This is a genomic window from Pseudomonas sp. GW704-F2, from assembly GCF_059423025.1.
Genome location: NZ_JBWKXO010000053.1, coordinates 13,514 through 34,176, shown reverse-complemented (window position 1 = coordinate 34,176; position 20,663 = coordinate 13,514). Strand labels below are relative to the sequence as shown.

General features: G+C 61.7%; 16 protein-coding genes and 1 pseudogene. 8 read left to right on the top strand and 9 right to left on the bottom strand.

The features are described 5' to 3' along the window. Nucleotides 1-283 precede the first annotated feature (283 nt). The gene (locus tag AC07W0_RS27980) at nt 284-1,186 is read right to left on the bottom strand and encodes a homocysteine S-methyltransferase family protein (protein WP_173677842.1); all 903 of its coding nucleotides are present in this window, start codon (nt 1,184-1,186) and stop codon (nt 284-286) included. Nucleotides 1,187-1,299: 113 nt separating this feature from the next. Here AC07W0_RS27980 and AC07W0_RS27975 point away from each other — a divergent pair, with 113 nt between their 5' ends. After that, on the top strand, nt 1,300-2,121 hold the full coding sequence (locus AC07W0_RS27975) for an ABC transporter substrate-binding protein (protein ID WP_017850025.1): 822 nt from the start codon (nt 1,300-1,302) through the stop codon (nt 2,119-2,121). Beyond that, the gene (locus AC07W0_RS27970) at nt 2,118-2,948 is read left to right on the top strand and encodes an amino acid ABC transporter permease (protein ID WP_017850026.1); all 831 of its coding nucleotides are present in this window, start codon (nt 2,118-2,120) and stop codon (nt 2,946-2,948) included. Before AC07W0_RS27975 ends, AC07W0_RS27970 begins: the two co-directional genes overlap by 4 nt. Nucleotides 2,949-2,952: 4 nt before the next feature. On the opposite strand, the gene AC07W0_RS27965 is transcribed toward AC07W0_RS27970, so the two are convergent. Both AC07W0_RS27965 and AC07W0_RS27960 read right to left on the bottom strand, forming a co-directional pair. Further along, entirely contained in the window at nt 2,953-3,234 is a 282-nt protein-coding gene (locus AC07W0_RS27965; protein ID WP_017850027.1) for a helix-turn-helix domain-containing protein, read from the bottom strand. Next, nucleotides 3,231-3,443: pseudogene (locus tag AC07W0_RS27960) on the bottom strand (type II toxin-antitoxin system HipA family toxin); the annotation flags it as partial. The pseudogene AC07W0_RS27960 and the gene AC07W0_RS27965, both read right to left, overlap by 4 nt. Nucleotides 3,444-3,853: 410 nt before the next feature. Here AC07W0_RS27960 and AC07W0_RS27955 point away from each other — a divergent pair. Then, nucleotides 3,854-5,146: an autotransporter outer membrane beta-barrel domain-containing protein gene (locus AC07W0_RS27955; protein ID WP_102618683.1), complete on the top strand. Its 1,293-nt coding sequence runs from the start codon at nt 3,854-3,856 to the stop codon at nt 5,144-5,146. 89 nt (nt 5,147-5,235) lie between these two features. Here AC07W0_RS27955 and oadA read toward each other — a convergent pair whose 3' ends face one another. After that, the gene (oadA, locus tag AC07W0_RS27950; RefSeq protein WP_017850030.1) at nt 5,236-7,044 is read right to left on the bottom strand and encodes a sodium-extruding oxaloacetate decarboxylase subunit alpha; all 1,809 of its coding nucleotides are present in this window, start codon (nt 7,042-7,044) and stop codon (nt 5,236-5,238) included. Between the two features lie 11 nt (nt 7,045-7,055). Then, nucleotides 7,056-8,471 carry an acetyl-CoA carboxylase biotin carboxylase subunit gene (locus AC07W0_RS27945; RefSeq protein ID WP_003213442.1) on the bottom strand — a complete coding sequence of 472 codons (1,416 nt, stop codon included), beginning with the start codon at nt 8,469-8,471 and terminating at the stop codon, nt 7,056-7,058. A gap of 196 nt (nt 8,472-8,667) precedes the next feature. Between AC07W0_RS27945 and AC07W0_RS27940 the strand changes: the two genes are divergently transcribed. Beyond that, entirely contained in the window at nt 8,668-9,642 is a 975-nt protein-coding gene (locus tag AC07W0_RS27940; protein WP_017850031.1) for a LysR family transcriptional regulator, read from the top strand. Here the strand turns inward: AC07W0_RS27940 and AC07W0_RS27935 are convergent. From AC07W0_RS27935 to AC07W0_RS27925, 3 genes are all read right to left on the bottom strand, one after another. Beyond that, nucleotides 9,572-9,769, bottom strand: coding sequence for a PA3496 family putative envelope integrity protein (locus tag AC07W0_RS27935; RefSeq protein WP_079444958.1), 198 nt, complete (start codon nt 9,767-9,769; stop codon nt 9,572-9,574). The two genes, AC07W0_RS27940 and AC07W0_RS27935, sit on opposite strands and share 71 nt — an antisense overlap. A 221-nt stretch (nt 9,770-9,990) precedes the next feature. After that, nucleotides 9,991-10,857: a transcriptional regulator HexR gene (gene hexR / locus AC07W0_RS27930; RefSeq protein WP_017850032.1), complete on the bottom strand. Its 867-nt coding sequence runs from the start codon at nt 10,855-10,857 to the stop codon at nt 9,991-9,993. Nucleotides 10,858-11,019: 162 nt separating this feature from the next. Then, the gene (locus AC07W0_RS27925; protein ID WP_017850033.1) at nt 11,020-13,893 is read right to left on the bottom strand and encodes an EAL domain-containing protein; all 2,874 of its coding nucleotides are present in this window, start codon (nt 13,891-13,893) and stop codon (nt 11,020-11,022) included. Nucleotides 13,894-14,172: 279 nt separating this feature from the next. Here AC07W0_RS27925 and uvrD point away from each other — a divergent pair, with 279 nt between their 5' ends. From uvrD to AC07W0_RS27910, 3 genes are all read left to right on the top strand, one after another. Next, nucleotides 14,173-16,356: a DNA helicase II gene (gene uvrD / locus AC07W0_RS27920; protein ID WP_017850034.1), complete on the top strand. Its 2,184-nt coding sequence runs from the start codon at nt 14,173-14,175 to the stop codon at nt 16,354-16,356. 315 nt (nt 16,357-16,671) lie between these two features. Next, nucleotides 16,672-17,541, top strand: a complete 870-nt coding sequence (locus tag AC07W0_RS27915) for a Tim44 domain-containing protein (RefSeq protein WP_017850035.1) — start codon at nt 16,672-16,674, stop codon at nt 17,539-17,541. A gap of 136 nt (nt 17,542-17,677) precedes the next feature. After that, nucleotides 17,678-18,085: an SMI1/KNR4 family protein gene (locus AC07W0_RS27910; RefSeq protein ID WP_017850036.1), complete on the top strand. Its 408-nt coding sequence runs from the start codon at nt 17,678-17,680 to the stop codon at nt 18,083-18,085. 35 nt (nt 18,086-18,120) lie between these two features. Here AC07W0_RS27910 and AC07W0_RS27905 read toward each other — a convergent pair whose 3' ends face one another. After that, the gene (locus AC07W0_RS27905; RefSeq protein ID WP_017850037.1) at nt 18,121-19,884 is read right to left on the bottom strand and encodes a cation:proton antiporter; all 1,764 of its coding nucleotides are present in this window, start codon (nt 19,882-19,884) and stop codon (nt 18,121-18,123) included. A 288-nt stretch (nt 19,885-20,172) separates the two neighbouring features. Between AC07W0_RS27905 and AC07W0_RS27900 the strand changes: the two genes are divergently transcribed. Next, nucleotides 20,173-20,658, top strand: a complete 486-nt coding sequence (locus AC07W0_RS27900) for an acyl-CoA thioesterase (RefSeq protein ID WP_017850038.1) — start codon at nt 20,173-20,175, stop codon at nt 20,656-20,658. The last annotated feature ends 5 nt before the right edge of the window (nt 20,659-20,663 follow it).

Below are 20,663 nucleotides of genomic sequence, written 5' to 3'. Positions count from 1 at the left end.
GGTTAGCCGTCCTGGGCCAGGGATGGCCCATGACGGCGGCCCACGGATTCAAGCCTGCGTTCGGGCATGCCGAGCCTAAGCGAGGCACCGAGTGGTGGGGCAAGAGCGTTGCTTACTTTTGCGCTTTTCAAAAGTGAGCCGCCGTAAGGGCGGAACCCATAGCGGCCGTCACCTGAATAATGGATATGTACTCATTCCAACCCGAGCGAAGGGTCGGCCCACAGGCCGCCACGGGAGCAAGCCCCCTCCCACACTCGATCCTCAGTGCAATCCGCACTGGGTGTCAGTCGGCAAGCTGCTCGGCCAACACCGCAATATGCTCCGGTCCGATCCCGCAGCAACCGCCCAAATGGCTGGCGCCGCGCTTCTGCCAATCGGCAGCCCATTGCAGGTAGCCCGGCGGGTCGAGGTCGTCGCGCAACGGGTCGAGGCCGTCGTTGGCCGTGGCCTCCTTGGGCTGTGGCGGGAAGGCGTTGGCATAGGCGCCGATCTGGATCGCCACCCCCAGACGCTCGAAGGTCTGGCGGGCCGCGTCAATCGCCGCGCCGATCACCTCCGGCTGGCTGCAGTTGAACAACAACACCTGCACACCCAGTTGCGCAGCCGCTTCGGCCGCCTCGGCCACCGGCTCGCCGGAACGCAGGCGCGGCACCTCGTCGGTGTCTTCGTCCTTCAAGGTAAACGACAGCCAGAACGGTTTGCCGTCCGCCGGCAGACCGGCATGAATGGCCCGCGCCTCGATGATCGAACTCTGGGTTTCCGCCAGCCACAGGTCGACATAAGGCGCCAGGCCGCTCACCAGGGGCGTCAGCAGTTCGCTGACCCGGTCGGCCTCGAACAGGTCGGGCCGATACGAGCCGAACAGCGGCGGCAGGGAACCGGCCACGCGCACTGCTTGGCCGGACGCCACCACCGCGCGCCGCGCCAATTCACCGGCCAACGCCGCCAGGGCCTGGCCCTCGGCGGCAAACCGCGCTTCGCCGATATGAAACGGTACGACAGCATAGCTGTTACTGGTGATCACGTCGGCACCGGCCTGGATGTAAGCCGCGTGTACCGCTTCCACCGCCTGCGGCGCTTCGCTCAACGCCAGCGCCGACCACTCCGGCTGTCGGAACGGCGCGCCGCGGCGTTGCAGTTCGCGGCCCATGCCACCATCGAGAATTACTGTGCGTACTGCGGCCATATGCTTTTTACTCATAAGCTTATGAAAATAACTCACTATGAGAGTCGCTCTTATAACTATTTAATACGGTAAATTCGCTTCATAACAACTTCTTTTTTATTCGGGTGCCTCTCTTGAAACTCAAACCGCTACTGGCCCTGGGCCTGACCATGCTGGCTGCCTCCACCCAAGCCTTCGGCGGTGCAACCCTGGACCGGGTTGAGCAAAACCACGAATTGGTCGGCGTGCTGATGGAAAGCTATCCGCCTTTCTCGTTCCTCAACGAGCAGAACCAGCTCGACGGTTTCGACGTCGACGTGGCCAAGGCCGTCGCGCAAAAACTCGGGGTCAAACTGCGCCTGGAAACCCCGTCCTGGGACGTGATCGCCGCCGGCCGCTGGAGCGGGCGCTACGACATCTGCATCTGCTCGATGACCCCAAGCAAGGCCCGCGCTGAAGTGTTCGACTTCCCCGTGGAGTACTACGCTTCGCCCGCGGTGATCGTGGTCAATGCCAAGGATGAGCGCATCCACGGCGCCAAGGACCTGAGCGGCAAGAAAGTCGGCCTCACCAGCGCCTCCAGCTACGAGAGCTACCTGAACAAAAACCTGGTGATCGAAGGCGCCGAAGACACCCAGTTGCAGTACCCGTTCGAGAACGTGCAGATTGCCCCCTACGACACCGACAACGTGGCCTTCCAGGACCTGGGCCTGGGCGCCGGCGTGCGCCTGGATGCGATCCTCACCAACCTGGTCACCGCCCAACCGCGCCTGAGCCAGGACAAGCGCTTCAAGCTGGCCGGCGAAGCGCTGTACGCCGAGCCCAACTCGGTGGCCATCGAAAAAGGCGACCCGCAGTGGGACAGCAAAGTGCGTGAAGTCTTCGCGCAGTTGAAGCAGGACGGCACCTTGAGCAAGCTGTCGCAAAAATGGATCGGCGCCGACATCAGCCAATGACCGCGTTCCCCACCCCACCCAAACCACCGGTCAGCGCGTCGCGGCTACAACGATTCTTCGGTTTTCGCACGCGCCTGTACCTGACCTGGGCCGCGCTGTTCTGCCTGTTCGCCAGCTTCTTCCTGAGCTTTGACCTGAAGTTCTCGATCATCCTCGACAAGCTGCCCAATCTGGTCGGCGTGCATCTGGCGCCCAACGGGTTTCTGCAAGGCGCGGCGCTGACGGTGTTCCTGTGCCTGTGCTCGATCGTGGCGTCATCGATACTGGGCTTTATCACCGCCCTGGGGCGCCTGTCGAAAAGCGCGGTGGCCTTTGGCGTCGCGAGTTTCTATGCCTCGTTCTTCCGTGGCACACCGCTGCTGATCCAGATCCTGCTGATCTACCTGGGTCTGCCGCAACTGGGCCTGGTGCCGGGGGCCATCGTCGCCGGGATCATCGCGCTGTCGCTGAACTACGGCGCCTACCTGAGCGAAATCTTCCGCGCCGGCATCCTCGGCGTGCCCCACGGCCAACGGGAAGCCGCCCTGGCCCTGGGCATGCGCGACAGTGCGATCTTCTGGCACGTCACCCTGCCCCAGGCCATGCGTACCATCGTCCCGCCCGCCACCAACCAGTTCATCTCGATGCTCAAGGACTCCTCCCTGATCTCGGTGATGGGCGTGTGGGAAGTGATGTTCCTCGCGCAATCCTACGGCCGCTCCAGCTATCGCTACATCGAAATGCTCACCACGGCGGCGATCATCTACTGGGTGATGTCCCTCGGCCTGGAACTGATCCAGGCGCGTATGGAGCGGCATTACGGCAAGGGGTATGTGCGACGGGGGTGAGGACTCAGTCATCCCACTCGCGACGCACCTTGACCACGCCCATCTGTAAGCCAAAGGGGCGGAACACGGCGTTCAGCGATTTCAGGGTTTGATTGCCCTCGCCGTGTTCGATATGCACCAGGGTACGCACAGAAATTTTGCACATCTTGGCGAACTGGCTTTGGTGCAGGCCCGTGACTTCGGTGCGCAGGCGGCGCACGGCTTCGCCAATTGCAAGGGAACCATCAGCCAGCCCCTGTTCGACACGTTCGATTAACAGGGCGCGGGCATCCAGGGTAATGGTCATTTCAGCCCCCATTGCTTCAGACGCATGTCCAGTTTCCCCAACGGGACGCTGGGGTGGTTCAAGGTGACCGCTGGCAAACCGCCTGCAGCCAAGATGTCCGGCAGAGCTCGCAAGTGTTCGGCGTCTTGTCGCAGCCGCTCAAAACTTTGCTCAGGGTCAATAATCTCGGCCAGTGCATCGCAGACCCCTCGCCAATTGATATCACCTGCCCTGCAACGTCCATCAAAACCCTTTTCAGGCTCCGAGAACTCCAACCGCATAGCGTCACGCCAATGACCAGCGGTGAAAATCTGCAGTATCAAAGAGTAGGTCGTTTCCATCTGCATTTAAGTGCACCTGGCAAGCAATGTTCGGGACGCGTACTGCAATATAGTGCATTTCCCGCTCAGCAGATGACCAGATTTACGCATTAAAATGCATTTGTGTCGCCAGAATTATTCTAAAAATGCATTTTAATGCAAATGAGATGGCCATTTATCCTGTCGCGGACAAAGCCCGATGCGTTTTTAATCGCACCGCACTACAGACAACTCCCGCAAACCAGGGGTCGATAGCCTGACAGTTATCGCCCCGCCATCTCGCTAAATTTCCGGCCTCATTCATCAGAGGTTGGGATCACATGCCCTTTACACCCCCACGATTTGCACTTGTCATGGCGCTTGCGATCAGCGCCGCCAGCCTTCAATACGCCCAGGCGCGGGGCGATATCGAATACCGGCCGTACCATTTCCAACCCTATGAGGCGCTTGATAATGAGTGGGCCGACGCAGCGTCTGAAAAAGCCGAGCCCATCGACGGTTACCTCACTCAGCGCGCCACCACGCACAATGGCCTGCAGCTCGCCAAGGCCCTGGAACCTGCGCTGGTTCAGTTGCTGGAGTCCGGCGAACTGACCTCCGAACAGATCAAAGCCCTGGAAAAATTCGCCGACGCGCTGGACAAGCAGCCCGGTGGCATCGGCGCAGCCCTTGAGCAATTGGCTGCCAGCCAGAACGCCAACCTCGCCGCCGCGACCCAGAACACCACGCAGCAACTGAGCAGCCAACTGCTGTCGATCCTGCGCACCCTGCCCGCCGACGACGCTGGCCACTTCTGGGTGCAAAGCCTGGGCAACGACGGCACGCTCGACAAAAAAGGCGGCAGCGCCGGTCTGAAACATGGCACCCAAGGCCTGTTGCTGGGGGCCGACTGGGCGCTGGACCATGCCTGGCGTGTCGGCGTGATGGGCGCCAAATCCAGCAGCCACCTCGACGCCGCGCGTTTTTCCGCCGACCTCGACAGCTGGCACCTGGGCAGCTATGCCGTGCGGCAGGACGGCCCGTTGGCCCTGCGCCTGGGAGCGATCTACAGCAGCCATGACGGGCAGAACAAGCGCAGCGTCAAGTTGCTCGATTACACCGAGCAGCTCAGGGCCAATTACAACGCCAACAGCCAAACCGTCTTCTCCGAAATGGGCTACCAATTGGGCACTGCGGATTTGAGCGTGGAACCCTTCGCCGGCCTCGGTTACCAGCGCTATCACCGCGACGGTTTCAAGGAGCGGGGTGGCCTGACCGCGCTGAACGTCGGCTCGCAAAACCAACAGAACCTGAGCAGCACCTTCGGTCTTCGCCTGGCGTCGCTGTATCGGTTCGATAACCAGATGAGCCTGGTCCCTCACCTCAGCGCCAGTTGGAAACACCTGTACGGCGACGTCGACAGCCGGGTCAGCCAATCCTTTCGCGCTGCGCCGGGGCTGATTGACAGCTTCACTGTCCAGGGCACGTCGCTGGACCGCGACAGCCTGAACGTCCGAGCCGGCCTGGACCTCGCACTCTCGCCGCAACACACCGTGGGCCTGACCTACGCCAGCGAAACAGGCAACCATAGCCGCAACCAGGGCCTGATGGGCCAATGGCAAATGCGGTTCTGAGCCCACGCTGCGCGCCGGCCAAATTACAGGCGAAAAAAAAGGGGAGCACCTGCTCCCCCGAGGATTAAACGGTAGTGTCGAAGGCTGGATCAGCCTTCGATTTCAATCAGGATTTCGCCAGGGTTCACCCGGTCGCCCTTGGCTACATGAACGGCGGTCACCTTGCCGGCAATCGCGGCCTGCACTTCGGTTTCCATCTTCATCGCTTCGGTGATCAGCACCGCCTGGCCGGCCTTGACGACGTCGCCTGGCTTGACCAGCACGTCGACGATATTGCCCGGCATCGTGGTGCTCACATGGCCTGGCTCGGTGGCTTGCTTGCGCTTGCTGCCGCCCCCGCCGACGAACTCGTTGAGCGCTTCGAACACCACTTCTTCGGGCATGCCGTCGATGGACAGGTAGAAGTGACGCTTGCCTTCAGCTTTCACGCCAACACCGGTGATGTCGACGCGGTAGCTTTCGCCGTGGACGTCGATGACGAACTCGGTCGGTACGCCTTCGCCACCCGCACGGGCCACGCCGCCGGCTTCCGGGATCGGCAGCAACACTTCCGGAGTCAGGGTGCCGGCGTCGCGTTCTTCGAGGAACTTGCGGCCAATGTCCGGGAACATGGCGTAGGTCAGCACGTCTTCTTCAGATTTGGCCAACGCACCGATTTCGCCGCGCAGCTTGTTCATTTCCGGCTTGAGCAGGTCGGCCGGGCGCACGTCGATCACGTCTTCGCTGCCGATGGCCTGGCGACGCAGTTGCCCGTTCACCGTGCCCGGCGCTTTGCCGTAGCCGCCTTGCAGGTAGAGCTTCACTTCGTTGGTGATGGTCTTGTAGCGCTCGCCGGCCAGCACGTTGAAGAACGCCTGGGTGCCGACGATCTGCGAGGTCGGGGTGACCAGCGGCGGGAAGCCCAAGTCTTCACGCACCCGCGGAATTTCAGCCAGCACTTCGCCCATGCGGTTGAGTGCGCCCTGCTCTTTGAGCTGGTTGGCCAGGTTGGAAATCATCCCGCCCGGCACTTGGTTGACTTGCACGCGCGTGTCGACCGCGGTGAATTCGCTTTCGAACTGGTGATACTTCTTACGCACGGCGTAGAAGTACAGGCCGATTTCCTGCAGCAGTTCCAGGTCGAGGCCGGTGTCGAATTCGCTGCCTTTAAGGGCGGCGACCATCGACTCGGTGCCTGGGTGGCTGGTGCCCCAGGCGAAGCTGGAGATCGCGGTATCGATGTGCTCGGCACCGTTTTCGATGGCCTTGAGTTGGCACATCGCAGCCAAACCCGCCGTGTCATGCGAGTGGATGAACACCGGCAGGCTCTGCTCGGCTTTCAGTGCCTTGACCAGCTCGCCGGTGGCGTATGGCGTGAGCAGGCCGGCCATGTCCTTGATCGCCACCGAGTCGCAGCCCATGGACTCCATTTGCTTGGCCTGGGCCACAAACGCGTCGATGGTGTGTACCGGGCTGGTGGTGTAGGCGATGGTGCCCTGGGCGTGTTTGCCGGCGGCCTTGACCGCTTCGATGGCCACGCGCAGGTTACGCACGTCGTTCATCGCGTCGAAGATGCGGAACACGTCGATACCGTTGACGGCGGCCTTGGCGACGAAGGCTTTGACCACGTCGTCGCTGTAGTGGCGATAGCCCAACAGGTTCTGGCCGCGCAGCAGCATTTGCAGGCGGGTGTTAGGCAACGCAGCGCGCAATTTGCGCAGACGCTCCCACGGGTCTTCTTTCAAAAAGCGCACGCAGGCGTCGAAGGTCGCGCCGCCCCAGACTTCCAGGGACCAGTAGCCGACTTTGTCGAGCTTGTCGCAGATCGGCAGCATGTCGTCGGTACGCATGCGGGTGGCCAGCAACGATTGGTGAGCGTCGCGCAGGATGGTGTCGGTGACAAAGATCTTCTTGCTCATTGTTATATTCCTCACAGGCCTGCGTGGGCGGCGATGGCGGCGGCGATGGCCAGGGCCAGCTCTTCGGGTTTGCGCTTGATCGAGTAGTTGGTCAGCTCAGGGTGGCTTTCCACAAAACTGGTGTTGAACTGGCCGCTGCGGAATTCCGGGTTGCGCAGGATTTCCTGGTAGTAGGCGGCGGTGGTCTTCACGCCTTGCAGGCGCATGTCATCCAGGGCACGCAGGCCGCGGTCCATGGCTTCTTCCCAGGTCAACGCCCACACCACCAGTTTCAGGCACATGGAATCGTAGAACGGCGGGATGGTGTAGCCGGTGTAGATCGCCGTGTCGGTACGCACGCCGGGGCCGCCGGGCGCGTAATAGCGGGTGATCTTGCCGAAGCTGGGCAGGAAGTTGTTCTTCGGGTCTTCGGCGTTGATCCGGAACTGCAACGCAAAACCACGGTGCTGGATGTCTTCCTGCTTCACCGAGAGCGGCAGGCCCGAAGCGATGCGGATCTGCTCGCGAACGATGTCGATCCCGGTGATTTCTTCGGTGATCGTGTGTTCCACCTGCACCCGAGTGTTCATCTCCATGAAGTACACCTCGCCCTCGGCGAGCAGGAACTCCACGGTGCCGGCGTTTTCGTAACCCACGGCCTTGGCTGCGCGCACCGACAGGTCGCCGATGTAGGCGCGCTGTTCAGGGGTCAGTTGCGGGCTCGGGGCGATTTCGATGAGCTTCTGGTTACGGCGCTGGATCGAGCAATCGCGCTCGAACAGATGCACCACGTTGCCGAAGCTGTCACCGAGGATCTGCGCTTCGATGTGCTTGGGGTTGACGATGCATTTTTCCAGGAACACTTCCGCCGAACCGAAGGCCTTGGTGGCTTCGGAGATCACGCGGGGGAAGGCTTGTTCGAGTTCTTCACGGCTGTTGCAACGACGAATGCCGCGACCACCGCCACCGGAGGTGGCCTTGAGCATCACCGGGTAACCGATGCGGTCGCCTTCGGTGAGGGCTTCGGCGATGTCGGCGACGTTGCCTTCGGTGCCGGGGGTGACCGGTACGCCGGCCTTGATCATGCTGCGGCGCGCTTCGGTCTTGTCGCCCATGCGGCGAATCACTTCCGCGGATGGGCCGATGAATTTAATCCCACGTTCGGCGCAAATGTCCGCCAGTTCCGCGTTTTCCGAGAGGAAACCGTAGCCGGGATGCAACGCATCGCAACCGGTTTCCACGGCCAGGTTCACCAGCTTGCGCGGGTTCAGGTAACCGGCCAGGGGCTCGGCGCCGATGCTGTGGGCCTCGTCGGCACGCTTGACGTGCAACGCGTGGCGGTCGGCGTCGGAATAGACCGCGACCGAGCGAATGCCCATCTCGGCGCAGGCACGCACGATTCGCACGGCAATTTCACCACGGTTGGCGATCAGGATCTTTTTTATCACTTGGAAATTCCCTTGAGCCGATTGCTGCGTTCTTCGACCCGCTAGACTCGGGTCGGCGCGTGACTAAATGTTTCAAGCCAGTCGCGAGGCACACACTAAGCCTGCTGAGGGATTAACAAAAATCAATAATTATTGGGTCATGCATAAGTAAAGACTTATAGTTGGCGGACCGGACGCCGCCAAGAGGCTTGAAAAAATGCGTAAGTCATTGATGAGGCTGACATTACGTCAACTGCAGATCTTCAATGAGGTGTGTGATTTGCGCTCCTACAGCCGGGCGGCCGAGGAAATGTCCCTCACCCAGCCGGCCGTCAGCCTGCAAATTCGTCAGCTGGAAGAGCTGATCGGCCAGCCGTTGTTCGACTATGTCGGTAAGAAACTTTACATGACCGAGGCGGCCGAAGCGCTGCAACGGGCCAGTCGCGATATTTTCGGACGCCTGGAAAACCTCGATATGCAGCTGTCGGATATGCAGGGCTCGCTGCAAGGCCAACTGAAACTGGCGGTGGAGTCCAGCGCCAAGTACTTCGTGCCACACCTGTTTGCCGCGTTCAAGCGCCAGCATCCGGAGGTGCAATTGCATCTGACGGTGGTCAACCGCGCCCAGGTGATCCGTCGACTGTCGGACAACCGTGACGACTTGGTGATCATGTCCATGGTGCCCCAGGACATGGGCCTCGAATTCCTGCCGTTCCTCAACAACCCGATTGTCGCCGTGGCGCTGCCCGACCACCCCTTGAGCCAGCAAGGAGCGCTGCGCCTGCGCGACCTGGAGCCTTACACGCTGTTACTGCGCGAACCGGGTTCCGGCACGCGGCTGGCTTGCGAGGAGTACTTCAAGGAAAAACGCGTTCACTTCAGCCAGACAGTGGAAGTCGCTTCGGCCGAGGCGCAGCGCGAATGCGTGTTGGCCGGGTTGGGCGTGGCCTTGTTGACACGCCACGCCCTGAACCTGGAACTGGCCACCGGCGGGCTCAAGGAGCTGCCGGTGGAAGAACTGCCGCTGTACCGCAGTTGGTGCCTGGTGCAGGCCAAGGCCAAGCGCCTGTCACCGGTGGCCCATGCGTTCCTGGGCTTTATCCGCAGCGAGCGGGTGCAAATCAGCGCGCTGGCTGAGCGCTTCGCTGGGCAGCCGCGGGTGCCTGCCAGTGCAGTTCCGGGTAGTCCGTGATGCTTTGCAGCAATTGGCGTTGATCACAGCGGTCTTCGATTGCGCGACGGAACGCCATGCGGCGCTGGTCTTCCTGCTGACGACGGGTCTTGACGGAGCTGTTGCTATCTTCGTAGGGCCGGGCCATTTGGAGTCTCCCAATGCGAGTGCGGGGAGTTCAGGATGGGCGCGAGGGATGACGGTTTGGCGGCGCGGGGATGACAGGACGATGAATCTTCTGGGCAGGTGAGACATGCACATGTGGGAGGGGGCTTGCTCCCGATAGCAGAGTGTCAGTCGATGCATATGCGACTGAACCACCGCTATCGGGAGCAAGCCCCCTCCCACATTTGGATCGCTGTATCGCGCTCAGTCGTCGAGGGCTTTGACGGACTTGGGCGACAGACGAAGGCTGCGCAGGCTGCGCTTGACGCTCTTGAGGTGGTTGACCAGGCTCGGCCCGCGCGCCATGGCCACGCCCATCGCCAGCACGTCGATCACCACCAGGTGGGCGATGCGCGAGGTCAACGGGGTGTAGATTTCGGTGTCTTCGTGGACATCGATCGCCAGGTTGACCGTGGACAGCTCCGCCAACGGCGTCTGGCTCGGGCACAGGGTGATCAGCGTGGCGCCGCTTTCACGCACCAGGTTGGCGGTGATCAGCAAGTCCTTGGAGCGGCCGGACTGGGAAATACAGATGGCCACGTCGGTCGGCTTCAACGTCACGGCCGACATCGCCTGCATGTGCGGGTCGCTGTAGGCCGCCGCCGTAAGCAGCAGTCGGAAGAATTTGTGCTGGGCATCGGCCGCCACCGCACCCGACGCGCCAAACCCGTAGAACTCGACACGCTGGGCCTGGGACATCGCCGTCACGGCCTTTTGCAGCGCCACCGGATCGAGCTTCTCGCGCACTTCCATCAGGGTGTGCAGCGTGGTGTCGAAGATCTTGAGGCTGTAGTCGGCGACGGAATCGTCTTCGTGAATCGCAAACTGCCCGAAGCTCGCGCCGGCGGCCAGGCTTTGGGCCAGCTTGAGTTTCAAGTCCTGGAAGCCGGAACAACCGATGGCACGGCAGAAGCGCACGATGGTCGGCTCACTGATGCCCACGCTGTGGGCCAGGTCGGCCATGGAACTGTGCATTACGGCCGCAGGGTCAAGCAGCACGTGGTCGGCAACCTTGAGTTCCGATTTGCGTAACAGGTGGCGCGACTGGGCGATATGTTGCAACAGGTTCAAAGGACAGGACTCTTGTTATTGGCAGACGCCAGGGATGTAGCAAGCTTGTAGTTATACTACAAGAATTGCCGTTTTGCCCGTCCGATGCATCACTAAATCGCCCTGCTGGCCTTTGAATCTAAGGGCAGCCAAGTTGTAGCCACAAAGGCTGAAGGCACGTCTCTAGGAAAAATCCGCATTCTTCCGTAACAAATCTGCCAGCCCTTCGGCCTTCATCGGCCGGCTGATCAAGTAGCCCTGCACCTCATCGCAACGCTCCCGGCGCAGGAAATCCAGCTGCTGCTGATCTTCCACGCCTTCGGCCACCACCTTGAGGGCCAAACCGTGGGCCATGGCGATGATCGCACGGGTAATGGCCGCGTCTTCCCGCCCCTGGCCGAGGCCGCGGATGAAGGTCTGGTCGATCTTCACGTAGTCCACGGGAATGCGCTTGAGGTAACTGAGGGACGAATAGCCGGTGCCGAAATCGTCGATGGCCAACTTCACCCCCAGGTCGCGCAGTTGCTGGAAGGTGGCGATGATGTGCTCGACACTGTCGAGCAGCTGGCTTTCGGTCAGCTCCAGCTCCAGGTATTGCGGGTCCAGACCGGTTTCTTCCAGCACCTGGCGCACCAGGCTGACCAGCTTGCCTTGACGCAGTTGATGCACCGACAGGTTCACCGACACGCGTATCGGCGCCAGCCCCTGACGCTGCCACTCACAGGCCTGCCAGCAGGCCTGGCGCAGGACGAATTCGCCCAACGGCACGATCAGGCCGGTTTCTTCGGCCAGGCCGATGAAGTCGCTTGGCGGCACCGTGCCCCACTGCGGATGCTCCCAACGAATCAACGCCTCGGCGGCGTTCAGTTTGCCGCTGGCCAGGCACAATTTCGGTTGGTAGAACACCGACAGCTGGCGCTCGTCGATGGCCTTGCGCAGCTGGTTTTCCAGTTGCAAACGCTCCAGGGTGCTGGCTTGCAGGCTGTCGGTGTAGAACTGGAAATTATTCCCGCCCAGGTGTTTGGCGTGTTGCATGGCCATGTTCGCCTGGCTGACCAACGCCGAAATTTCCCGCGCATTATCCGGAAGCAGGCTGACGCCCATCGAGGCGCTGACCACCAATTCATGCCCTTCCACCGTCACCGGCACGCGCAACTTGGCCAGCAGGCGCGTGGCCACCCGCGCCAGGCTTGAGAGGTTGCCGTAGGCATCGAAAAGCACGGCGAACTCATCCCCGGACAAACGCGCGATGGTGTCGGCCTCGGGCAGGGCATTGATCAAACGTCGCGCCATTTTTTGCAGCAATTGGTCGGCGACGTCATGGCCCAGGCTGTCGTTGAGCAACTTGAAACGGTCCAGGTTGATATGCAGCAACGCCAGGCTGCGCCCGCCCTGGCGCACCCGCTGATGCGCTTCGCGCAGCCGCTCGCGAAACAGCGAGCGGTTGGCCAGGCCGGTCAATTCGTCATAGTGCGTGAGGTAGCGCATGCGCTCCTCGGATTCACGCCGCGCCGAGAGATCGGCGAAGAAGCCTACGATATGGCTGACGTTTCCTCGAATATCGCGCACCACGTTCAGTTGCAGCCACTGCGGGTACAGTTCGCCGTTCTTGCGCGTTTCCACCAGCTCGCCCTGCCAGGTACCGTGACTGAGCAGCGCCTGGCGGATCAGCGGAAAGTGCCGCCGGGCGTCGCGGCTGCACGGCAACTCCACCACATTGCGCCCGAGCATGTCGTCGATATCAAAGCCGGTGACGCGACTGAAGGCCTGGTTGACGGCGAGCAGCGCGTAGTCCGGGTCGAGGATCACAATGCCTTCGCTGGCCGCTTCGAATACGGTCGAGGCCAGGCGTTGCTGTTCCTCCAGCGCCTTGCTTGCGCTGATGTCGCGGCGCGTGCCGAGCATGCGCGTCACGCGACCGCTGGGCGCACGCTCCACGGCGCGGCCGCGGTCTTCGATCCACACCCAGTGGCCATCGCCATGGCGCACCCGGTATTCCACCAGGTAGTCCTCGCTGCGGCCCTTGAGATGCTCCACCAGGGCACGCTTGAGCAGCGGCAAGTCGTCGGGGTGCAGGCGCGGCTTGAGGTGGCTGAGCATCGCCGTGACGAACTCGGGCTCCAGGCCGAACAGTTCCTTGAGCTGGGTGTGGTGGACTTCGTCGGTTTGCAGATTCCAGTCCCACAGGCCCAGTTCGCTGGCTTGCAGAGCCATCGCCAGGCGCGCTTCGCTTTTATTCAGGGCCAGGCTGGCGGCGTCCAGCTCCTGGCTGCGTTGCGCCACGCGGTCCTGCAGGCCGATTTGCGCTTCGCGCAGTTCCTGCTCGACCTGGCGGCGTTGTTCGACTTCGCGCACCAGCTCCTGATTCAACTGTTCACTGCGCTGCTGTGCCTGTTGCAAATGCTCGATCAGCGCCTGGTTCTGAAAGCGCCGCAACAGCCCGTGCTGGATCAGGCGGTTGACCTGCCACGCCACCACACTCAAGGACGCCAGCAGGATCAGGCCGAGCACACCCCAACCCTGTTGCTGCGCGGCGCCGTTCCAGAAGAGATAGACAATGGCCGGCACCAGGCACGGCAGCGCGAATGACAGGAACGCCGGCAGGCTCACCGCATAGGCAACGCTGGCGGACAACGTCGCCGCACCGATCAGGCCGAACACCCAGGCTTGCTGCGTAAAGCTGTCTGCCGGCACCAGGGCGATGGCGGCGATGGCCAGGGTCAGGCCGCTGACCGCCGAGCCGAGCATGAACATGCGCCGCCAGATCGGTTGGGCCTGGCGGCTGGGCATCGCCGAGTCGAAGGCGGCCACCTGGATCACGCGCAGCGCGACCAGCGCCAGCAGCCAGACCAGCCAGATGCTGTCGAGCAGGTAATGTTTGGGGTTCCAGATCAACCAGGCGCAGACCAGGCCGTTGACCAGCATCAATAAGGTCGGCAGCAGCGAACCCTGGTAGAGCAGGCGCGTGCGTTCGACCGCCATCTCGGTAGCGTAGTGTTTTCGGATAACCTGCGCGGGCGCCGCCATGGGGCTAAACAGGTCGGTGCTGAGGGTCATAGGCAGTGTTCTTATAATGGTGAGCCCGAAACGTCGACGGAGCATACACAAGCAAGCGCTCGGGCCAAACTGCTGCGCGTCATAAAAACCAGCGGGGCGTGCCGCGCAAATCTCGGGGCCAGACGGCTTGAGCGAGACGCGCCGCGGCCTGTGGCCCATGACCAACCAGTCATCAGCCCCGTCGGAACGCGTGCTCGCCCCGGCACGCGCCGCAGGTTTTCCGTCGGCCACCCGCCAATGGGATTTGCCCCACTCCCCCGCGGGCCATAGAATGCGCCGATGCGCGATGATCTCTCCCTTTTGCTTAACTCCCTCAACGATGCCCAACGCCAGGCCGTAGCGGCCCCCGTTGGCCGTCAGTTGGTCCTGGCCGGTGCTGGCTCCGGTAAAACCCGAGTGCTGGTACACCGTATCGCCTGGTTGATCCAGGTCGAGAACGCGTCCCCGCATTCGATCCTGTCGGTGACCTTCACCAACAAGGCCGCTGCCGAGATGCGTCACCGCATCGAGCAGTTGATGGGCATCAGCCCGGCCGGCATGTGGGTGGGCACCTTCCACGGCCTGGCGCACCGCCTGCTGCGGGCGCATTGGCAGGAGGCGGGCCTGGCCCAGACCTTCCAGATCCTCGACAGCGATGACCAGCAACGCCTGGTCAAACGCGTGATCCGCGAGCTGGGCCTCGACGAACAGCGTTGGCCGGCGCGCCAGGCCCAATGGTTCATCAACGGCCAGAAAGACGAAGGCCTGCGCCCGCAACATATCCAGGCCAGCGGCGATTTGTTCCTGGCCACCATGCGCAGCATTTATGAAGCCTACGAGGCGGCCTGCGTGCGCGCCGGCGTGATCGACTTCTCCGAGCTGCTGCTGCGCGCCCTCGACCTGTGGCGCGATAACCCCGGCCTGCTGGCCCATTACCAGAAACGCTTCCGGCACATCCTGGTCGACGAGTTCCAGGACACCAACGCCGTGCAGTACGCCTGGTTGCGCCTGCTGGCCAAGGGCGGCGACAGCCTGATGGTGGTGGGCGACGACGACCAGTCGATCTACGGCTGGCGCGGCGCGAAAATCGAGAACATCTACCAGTATTCCGAAGACTTCCCGGACGCGGTCACCATCCGCCTGGAGCAGAACTACCGCTCCACCGCCGGGATCCTCAAAGCCGCCAACGCCTTGATCGCCAATAACACCGGGCGCCTGGGCAAAGAGCTGTGGACCGACGGCGGCGAAGGCGAAGCGATCAACCTGTACGCGGCGTTCAACGAGCACGACGAAGCGCGCTACGTGGTGGAAACCATCGAAAGCGCATTGAAAACCGGCCTGGCGCGCAGCGACATCGCGATTCTGTACCGCTCCAACGCCCAATCGCGGGTGCTGGAAGAAGCCTTGCTGCGCGAGCGCATCCCGTACCGCATTTACGGCGGCCAGCGTTTCTTCGAGCGCGCCGAAATCAAGAACGCCATGGCCTACCTGCGTTTGCTGGAAGGTCGCGGCAACGACGCGGCGCTGGAGCGGGTGATCAATATCCCGGCCCGCGGCATCGGCGAAAAAACCGTTGAAGCGATTCGCGACCATGCGCGCCACGCCGATGTGTCGATGTGGGAAGCCATGCGCTTGCTGATCGCCAATAAAGGCCTGACCGGCCGTGCTGCCGGGGCGCTGGGTGTGTTTGTCGAACTGATCGAGAACCTGGCGGCCAAGTGCGCGGACATGCCCCTGCATTTGATGACCCAGACCGTGATCGAGCAGTCCGGGCTGATTGCCTATCACGAAGCGGAAAAAGGCGAGAAAGGCCAGGCCCGGGTGGAAAACCTTGAGGAACTGGTCAGCGCCGCCCGCGCGTTTGAAAACACCGAGGCCGATGAAGAACTGACCCCGCTCGCCGCGTTCCTCGGCCATGCGTCGCTGGAAGCCGGTGATACCCAGGCCGATGAGCATGAAGACAGCATCCAACTGATGACCTTGCACAGCGCCAAGGGCCTGGAGTTCCCGTATGTATTCCTGGTGGGCATGGAAGAAGGCCTGTTCCCCCACAAGATGAGCCTGGAAGAGCCCGGCCGCCTTGAGGAAGAACGCCGCCTGGCCTATGTGGGCATTACCCGGGCGATGCAGAACCTGGTGATGACCTACGCCGAGACCCGTCGCTTGTATGGCAGCGAGACCTACAACAAGGTGTCGCGCTTCGTGCGTGAAGTGCCGAAGGGGCTGATCCAGGAAGTGCGCCTGTCCAACAGCGTCAGTCGCCCGTTCGGCGGCGGCCAGCAGCAGAACTCCAGCAGCCTGTTTGCCGGTTCCGAAATTCCGGAAACCCCGTTCAGCCTTGGCCAGCAGGTCAAGCATGCGATCTTCGGCGAAGGGGTGATCCTCAACTTCGAAGGCGCCGGCGCCCAGGCACGGGTGCAGGTGAACTTCGCCGAGGGCAGCAAGTGGCTGATGATGGGTTACGCGAAGCTCGAAGCGGTCTGACACGCTGACCCCTTCCCCCTGTAGGAGCGAGCTTGCTCGCGAAAAACCCTCAGACAACGCGTCTCATCCAGGATGCCCGCGTTATCGTTGGCGATCTGCGCGAGCAAGCTCGCTCCTACAGACAGAAGGACGGTTCAGCATGAAGGTTTCGCGTCCACCCTTGTTTTTGACGCGTGTGGGCCAATATCTGTAACTAGTCCTACAGACCCTTCGGATTCTGTCTTACGCAAAAGCCCGAAACATTATGTCGCTAGCCACTGTCACGACACCTGTGCAACATGGCGCGCGTGCAATCCACAAATGGGAATTCCCTTTATGAAACGTTTTCTTAGCATCGCCATGGCGCTGTGCATTGGCCTGACGATGAGCCTCGATGCCAACGCCAAACGCTTCGGTGGCGGCAAAAGCATAGGCTCGGCACCGACTCACCAGACCAGCCAAATGGCTCCGTCCGCCGGCGTCGGCGGTGCAGCCGCCACTGCAGGCGCGGCCGGTGCCGCTGGCGCAGCCGCCAAGGCCGGCGGTGCTTCGCGCTGGTTGGGCCCTCTGGCCGGTATCGCCGCCGGTGGCCTGCTCGCATCCATGTTCATGGGCGGCGGCTTCCAGGGCATGCAGATCTTCGACATCCTGATCATGGCGGTCATCGCCTTCCTGATCTTCCGCTTCATCGCCGCCCGTCGTCGCAAGCAGCAGGAGCACATGGCTCCAGCCGGCGCGCCGATGCAGCGTGAAGTGTTCGAGCAGAAGCCAGCCATGGGTTCGATCTTCGGTGGTTCGGCCGCACCTGCTGCTGCCCGCCCGGTGATCAATGCGCCGGCCTGGTTCAACGAAGAACGTTTCGTCGAAGCGGCCCGCAGCCACTTCCAGTCCCTGCAGCAGCACTGGGACGCCAACGAAATGGATAAAATCTCCGAGTTCGTGACCCCGCAACTGCTCGAGTTCCTCAAGCGCGAACGCGCCGACCTGGGCGACGGCTTCCAGTCGACCTACATCGACGACCTGCGCGTGCAGCTCGAAGGTGTGGACGATCGCGCCGACAAGACCATCGCCACCCTGACGTTCAGCGGTGTGTCGAAGACCTCGCGTTTCGACCAGGGCGAAGTGTTCAGCGAAAGCTGGAACATGGAACGCGCCCAAGGCGACAACCAGCCTTGGCTGGTCGCCGGTATCCGCCAGAACGGCTGATAGCCACACGCTTGAACAAGCCGTAAGCAAAACCCCGGACATGTTCCGGGGTTTTCTATTTCACGGTTGCACTTATAGCGAGCTACTGTATAAAACGCCCCTGTAAACCGCGCCATCTAGCAAGAGGATCCCGGCCGTGGAAGAAGTCATCGAACAATTGCGTGAAGCCAACGAACCGGTTCCGGTTCCTCTGGAACTGCCTGATGAAGACCAACTGGTGGAAATCGAGGAACAGCTGTTCATCGACATCCCGTTTGTCTTCCGCGAATTCCTGCTAACTGTCAGCGACGTGGTGTACGGCAGCCTGGAACCGGTGACCGTCACCGACCCGCAGTCCCACACCTACCTGCCGGATGTGGCGGCCAACGCCTGGGATGCCGGTGTTGACCGCAGCATGATCCCGATCTGCCAGGACGGCGACGACTACTACTGCGTCGAAGAAGACGGCACCGTGGTGCTGTGGTGCGGCGAAGAAGAACTCGTCACCGAAGAAACCTGGGAGTCGGTGTGGCACTGGGCACGGGACGTCTGGCTGGAAAGCTGACACCTGCGGCTCGCGCGCGGGGCGGCCCAGCCTCCTCAGTGTTCCGGCGTATCCTTGTGGTTATCCAGAGTCTCCAGCAAAGCGACCTGCATCCGCGTATGCACGCGGATGAACCACCGCCAGAGCACGGCCGCCACCGCCGCCGCGACCACGGCGATCAGCACCAGCAACTTGTTGGTCGGCAGAATACTCGCCGACAACGCCGCCAATAGCAGGAAGATCACCAGCAGCGACAAAATCGGGATCACCTCGGCGATCACCCGACGCACGCGCTGGGTATGCCGCCCGGCCATTTCCGGCTTGACGCTCATCTCCGCCAGCAGCATCGACAGCGCCTTGAGCTTGCGGTACGCCGCAATCAGGAACGGCAGCGACAACAGCAACGCCGCGCCCCAGATCAACGCCTTCTGCCAGCTTGGATCACTGATCCAGCCCTCCAGATACCCGCCGATTCGCAGCGCGAAATAACTGCCGGTAAAGAAGATCGCCACCACCAGCGCCAGGTTCACCCCCACTTGCAGCACGATTTTGCGGATCATCGACGCCAGCAGCGCCCCCTCGCCGTGGGGCTGAATGCTGCGCAGCCATTCGCCATAGAGGCCAAATACCCGGCTCATGCGCTTGGGCATCACGGCAGCAATCTTCAGCGACAATGGGTCGGCGCCGCGAATCAGGTATGGGGTGAGCAATGTGGTGATCGCCGACACCGCGACCGCCACCGGGTAGAGGAAGTCGCTGGTCACCTGCAAGGTCATGCCGAGCGCCGCGATGATGAAGGAAAACTCACCAATTTGTGACAGTCCCATCCCAACGCGCAACGACGTGCGGCCGTCATTGCCGGCGATAAATGCGCCCATGCCGCAGGACAACATCTTACCCAGCACCACGGCCACGCTGATCACGGCAATCGGCCAGGCATATTGCAGCAGGATCTGCGGGTCGATCATCAAGCCAATGGCGACAAAGAAGATTGCGCTGAACATGTCGCGAACCGGCTCGATCAGGCGCTCGATCTTAATCAACTGGCGGGATTCTGCCATGATCGCGCCGATCAGGAACGCCCCCAGCACCATGCTGTATTCCAGCTTGACCACCAGCAGGCAAAAACCGAAACACAGGCCCAGCACGGTGATCAGCAGCATTTCATTGCTGTCGAATCTGGCCACGTAGGCCAGCAAGCGTGGCACCAGCAAAATCCCGATGACCAGCGCGACGATCATGAACAGCGAGAGCTTGCCGACCGTGGAAAACACCTCGCCGGAGCTGACCGTGCCACTGACGGCGATGCTCGACAGCAAGGCGATGATGCCGATGCCGAGGATGTCCTCGACGATCAGCACGCCAAAAATCAGTTGGGCGAAGCGCTGGTCTTTCATCTTCAGGTCGTTGAGCGCCTTGACGATGATGGTGGTCGAGGAAATCGCCAGGATCGCGCCGAGGAACAGCGAGTCCATGGTGTTCCAGTCGAACCAGCGGCCGATCTCGTAGCCGATCCAGATCATCAGCACGATTTCCAGGAAGGCCGCGATAAACGCCGTGGCTCCCACCTTGAACAGCTTGCGCAGGCTGAACTCCAGGCCCAGGCAGAACATCAGGAAGATCACCCCCAGTTCGGCGAGGGTCTTGATGGTGTCTTCATCGTGGATCAGGCCGAACGGCGGCGTGTGGGGGCCAATGATGAACCCGGCGACGATGTAACCGAGCACCACCGGCTGCTTGAGGCGATGAAACAGGATAGTCACGACCCCAGCCACCAACATGATCACGGCCAGATCCTGGATAAAGCTGATGGCGTGCATGGCGAGGGGCTCCTTGAGGGTACTGGCGCTTTTCCCACGTCCACCGCACCTTTGAAACTTCGTAAAGAGCGGAAGGAAAAGTCTGCCTTGATCGTAAGAAATGCCCTTAGAAAGGCTTTTGAAGGTTAACACCGCGACTTCCGCCGAAAAGCCGGTGCAATATATGGAAACAGATCGCTGCAGGCGTGACGGCAAGCCGCCTACCGGCGTCCCGTAAGAGATGGCGCTGCAATGACTCGAGCATCCACAGAGGTGCCTCCCCACCAATGCCTAACCCGTGAGTGTGCTATGGAACCCGGAAACGCCCAGCTGTCGATGACGGTACTGATGACCCCTGATATGGCCAACTTCTCAGGCAATGTCCATGGCGGCACCCTGCTCAAGTACCTCGACGAAGTGGCCTACGCCTGCGCGAGCCGTTATGCCGGGCGTTATGTCGTGACCTTGTCGGTGGACCAAGTGATTTTTCGTGAACCGATCCACGTCGGCGAGTTGGTGACCTTCCTCGCATCGGTCAACTACACCGGCCACACCTCAATGGAGGTGGGCATCAAGGTGGTGACCGAAAACATCCGCGAGCGCTCTGTGCGCCATACCAACAGTTGCTTCTTCACCATGGTCGCCGTGGACGACCAGCGCAAACCCGCCGCCGTGCCGCAACTGCAACCGCACAACAGCGAAGACCGCCGCCGGTTTGCGCAGGCGCAGCAACGCCGGCAGATCCGCCAGGAGCTGGAAAAGCGCTACCAGGAAATCAAAGCCGACGCGCTGTAAGCTCC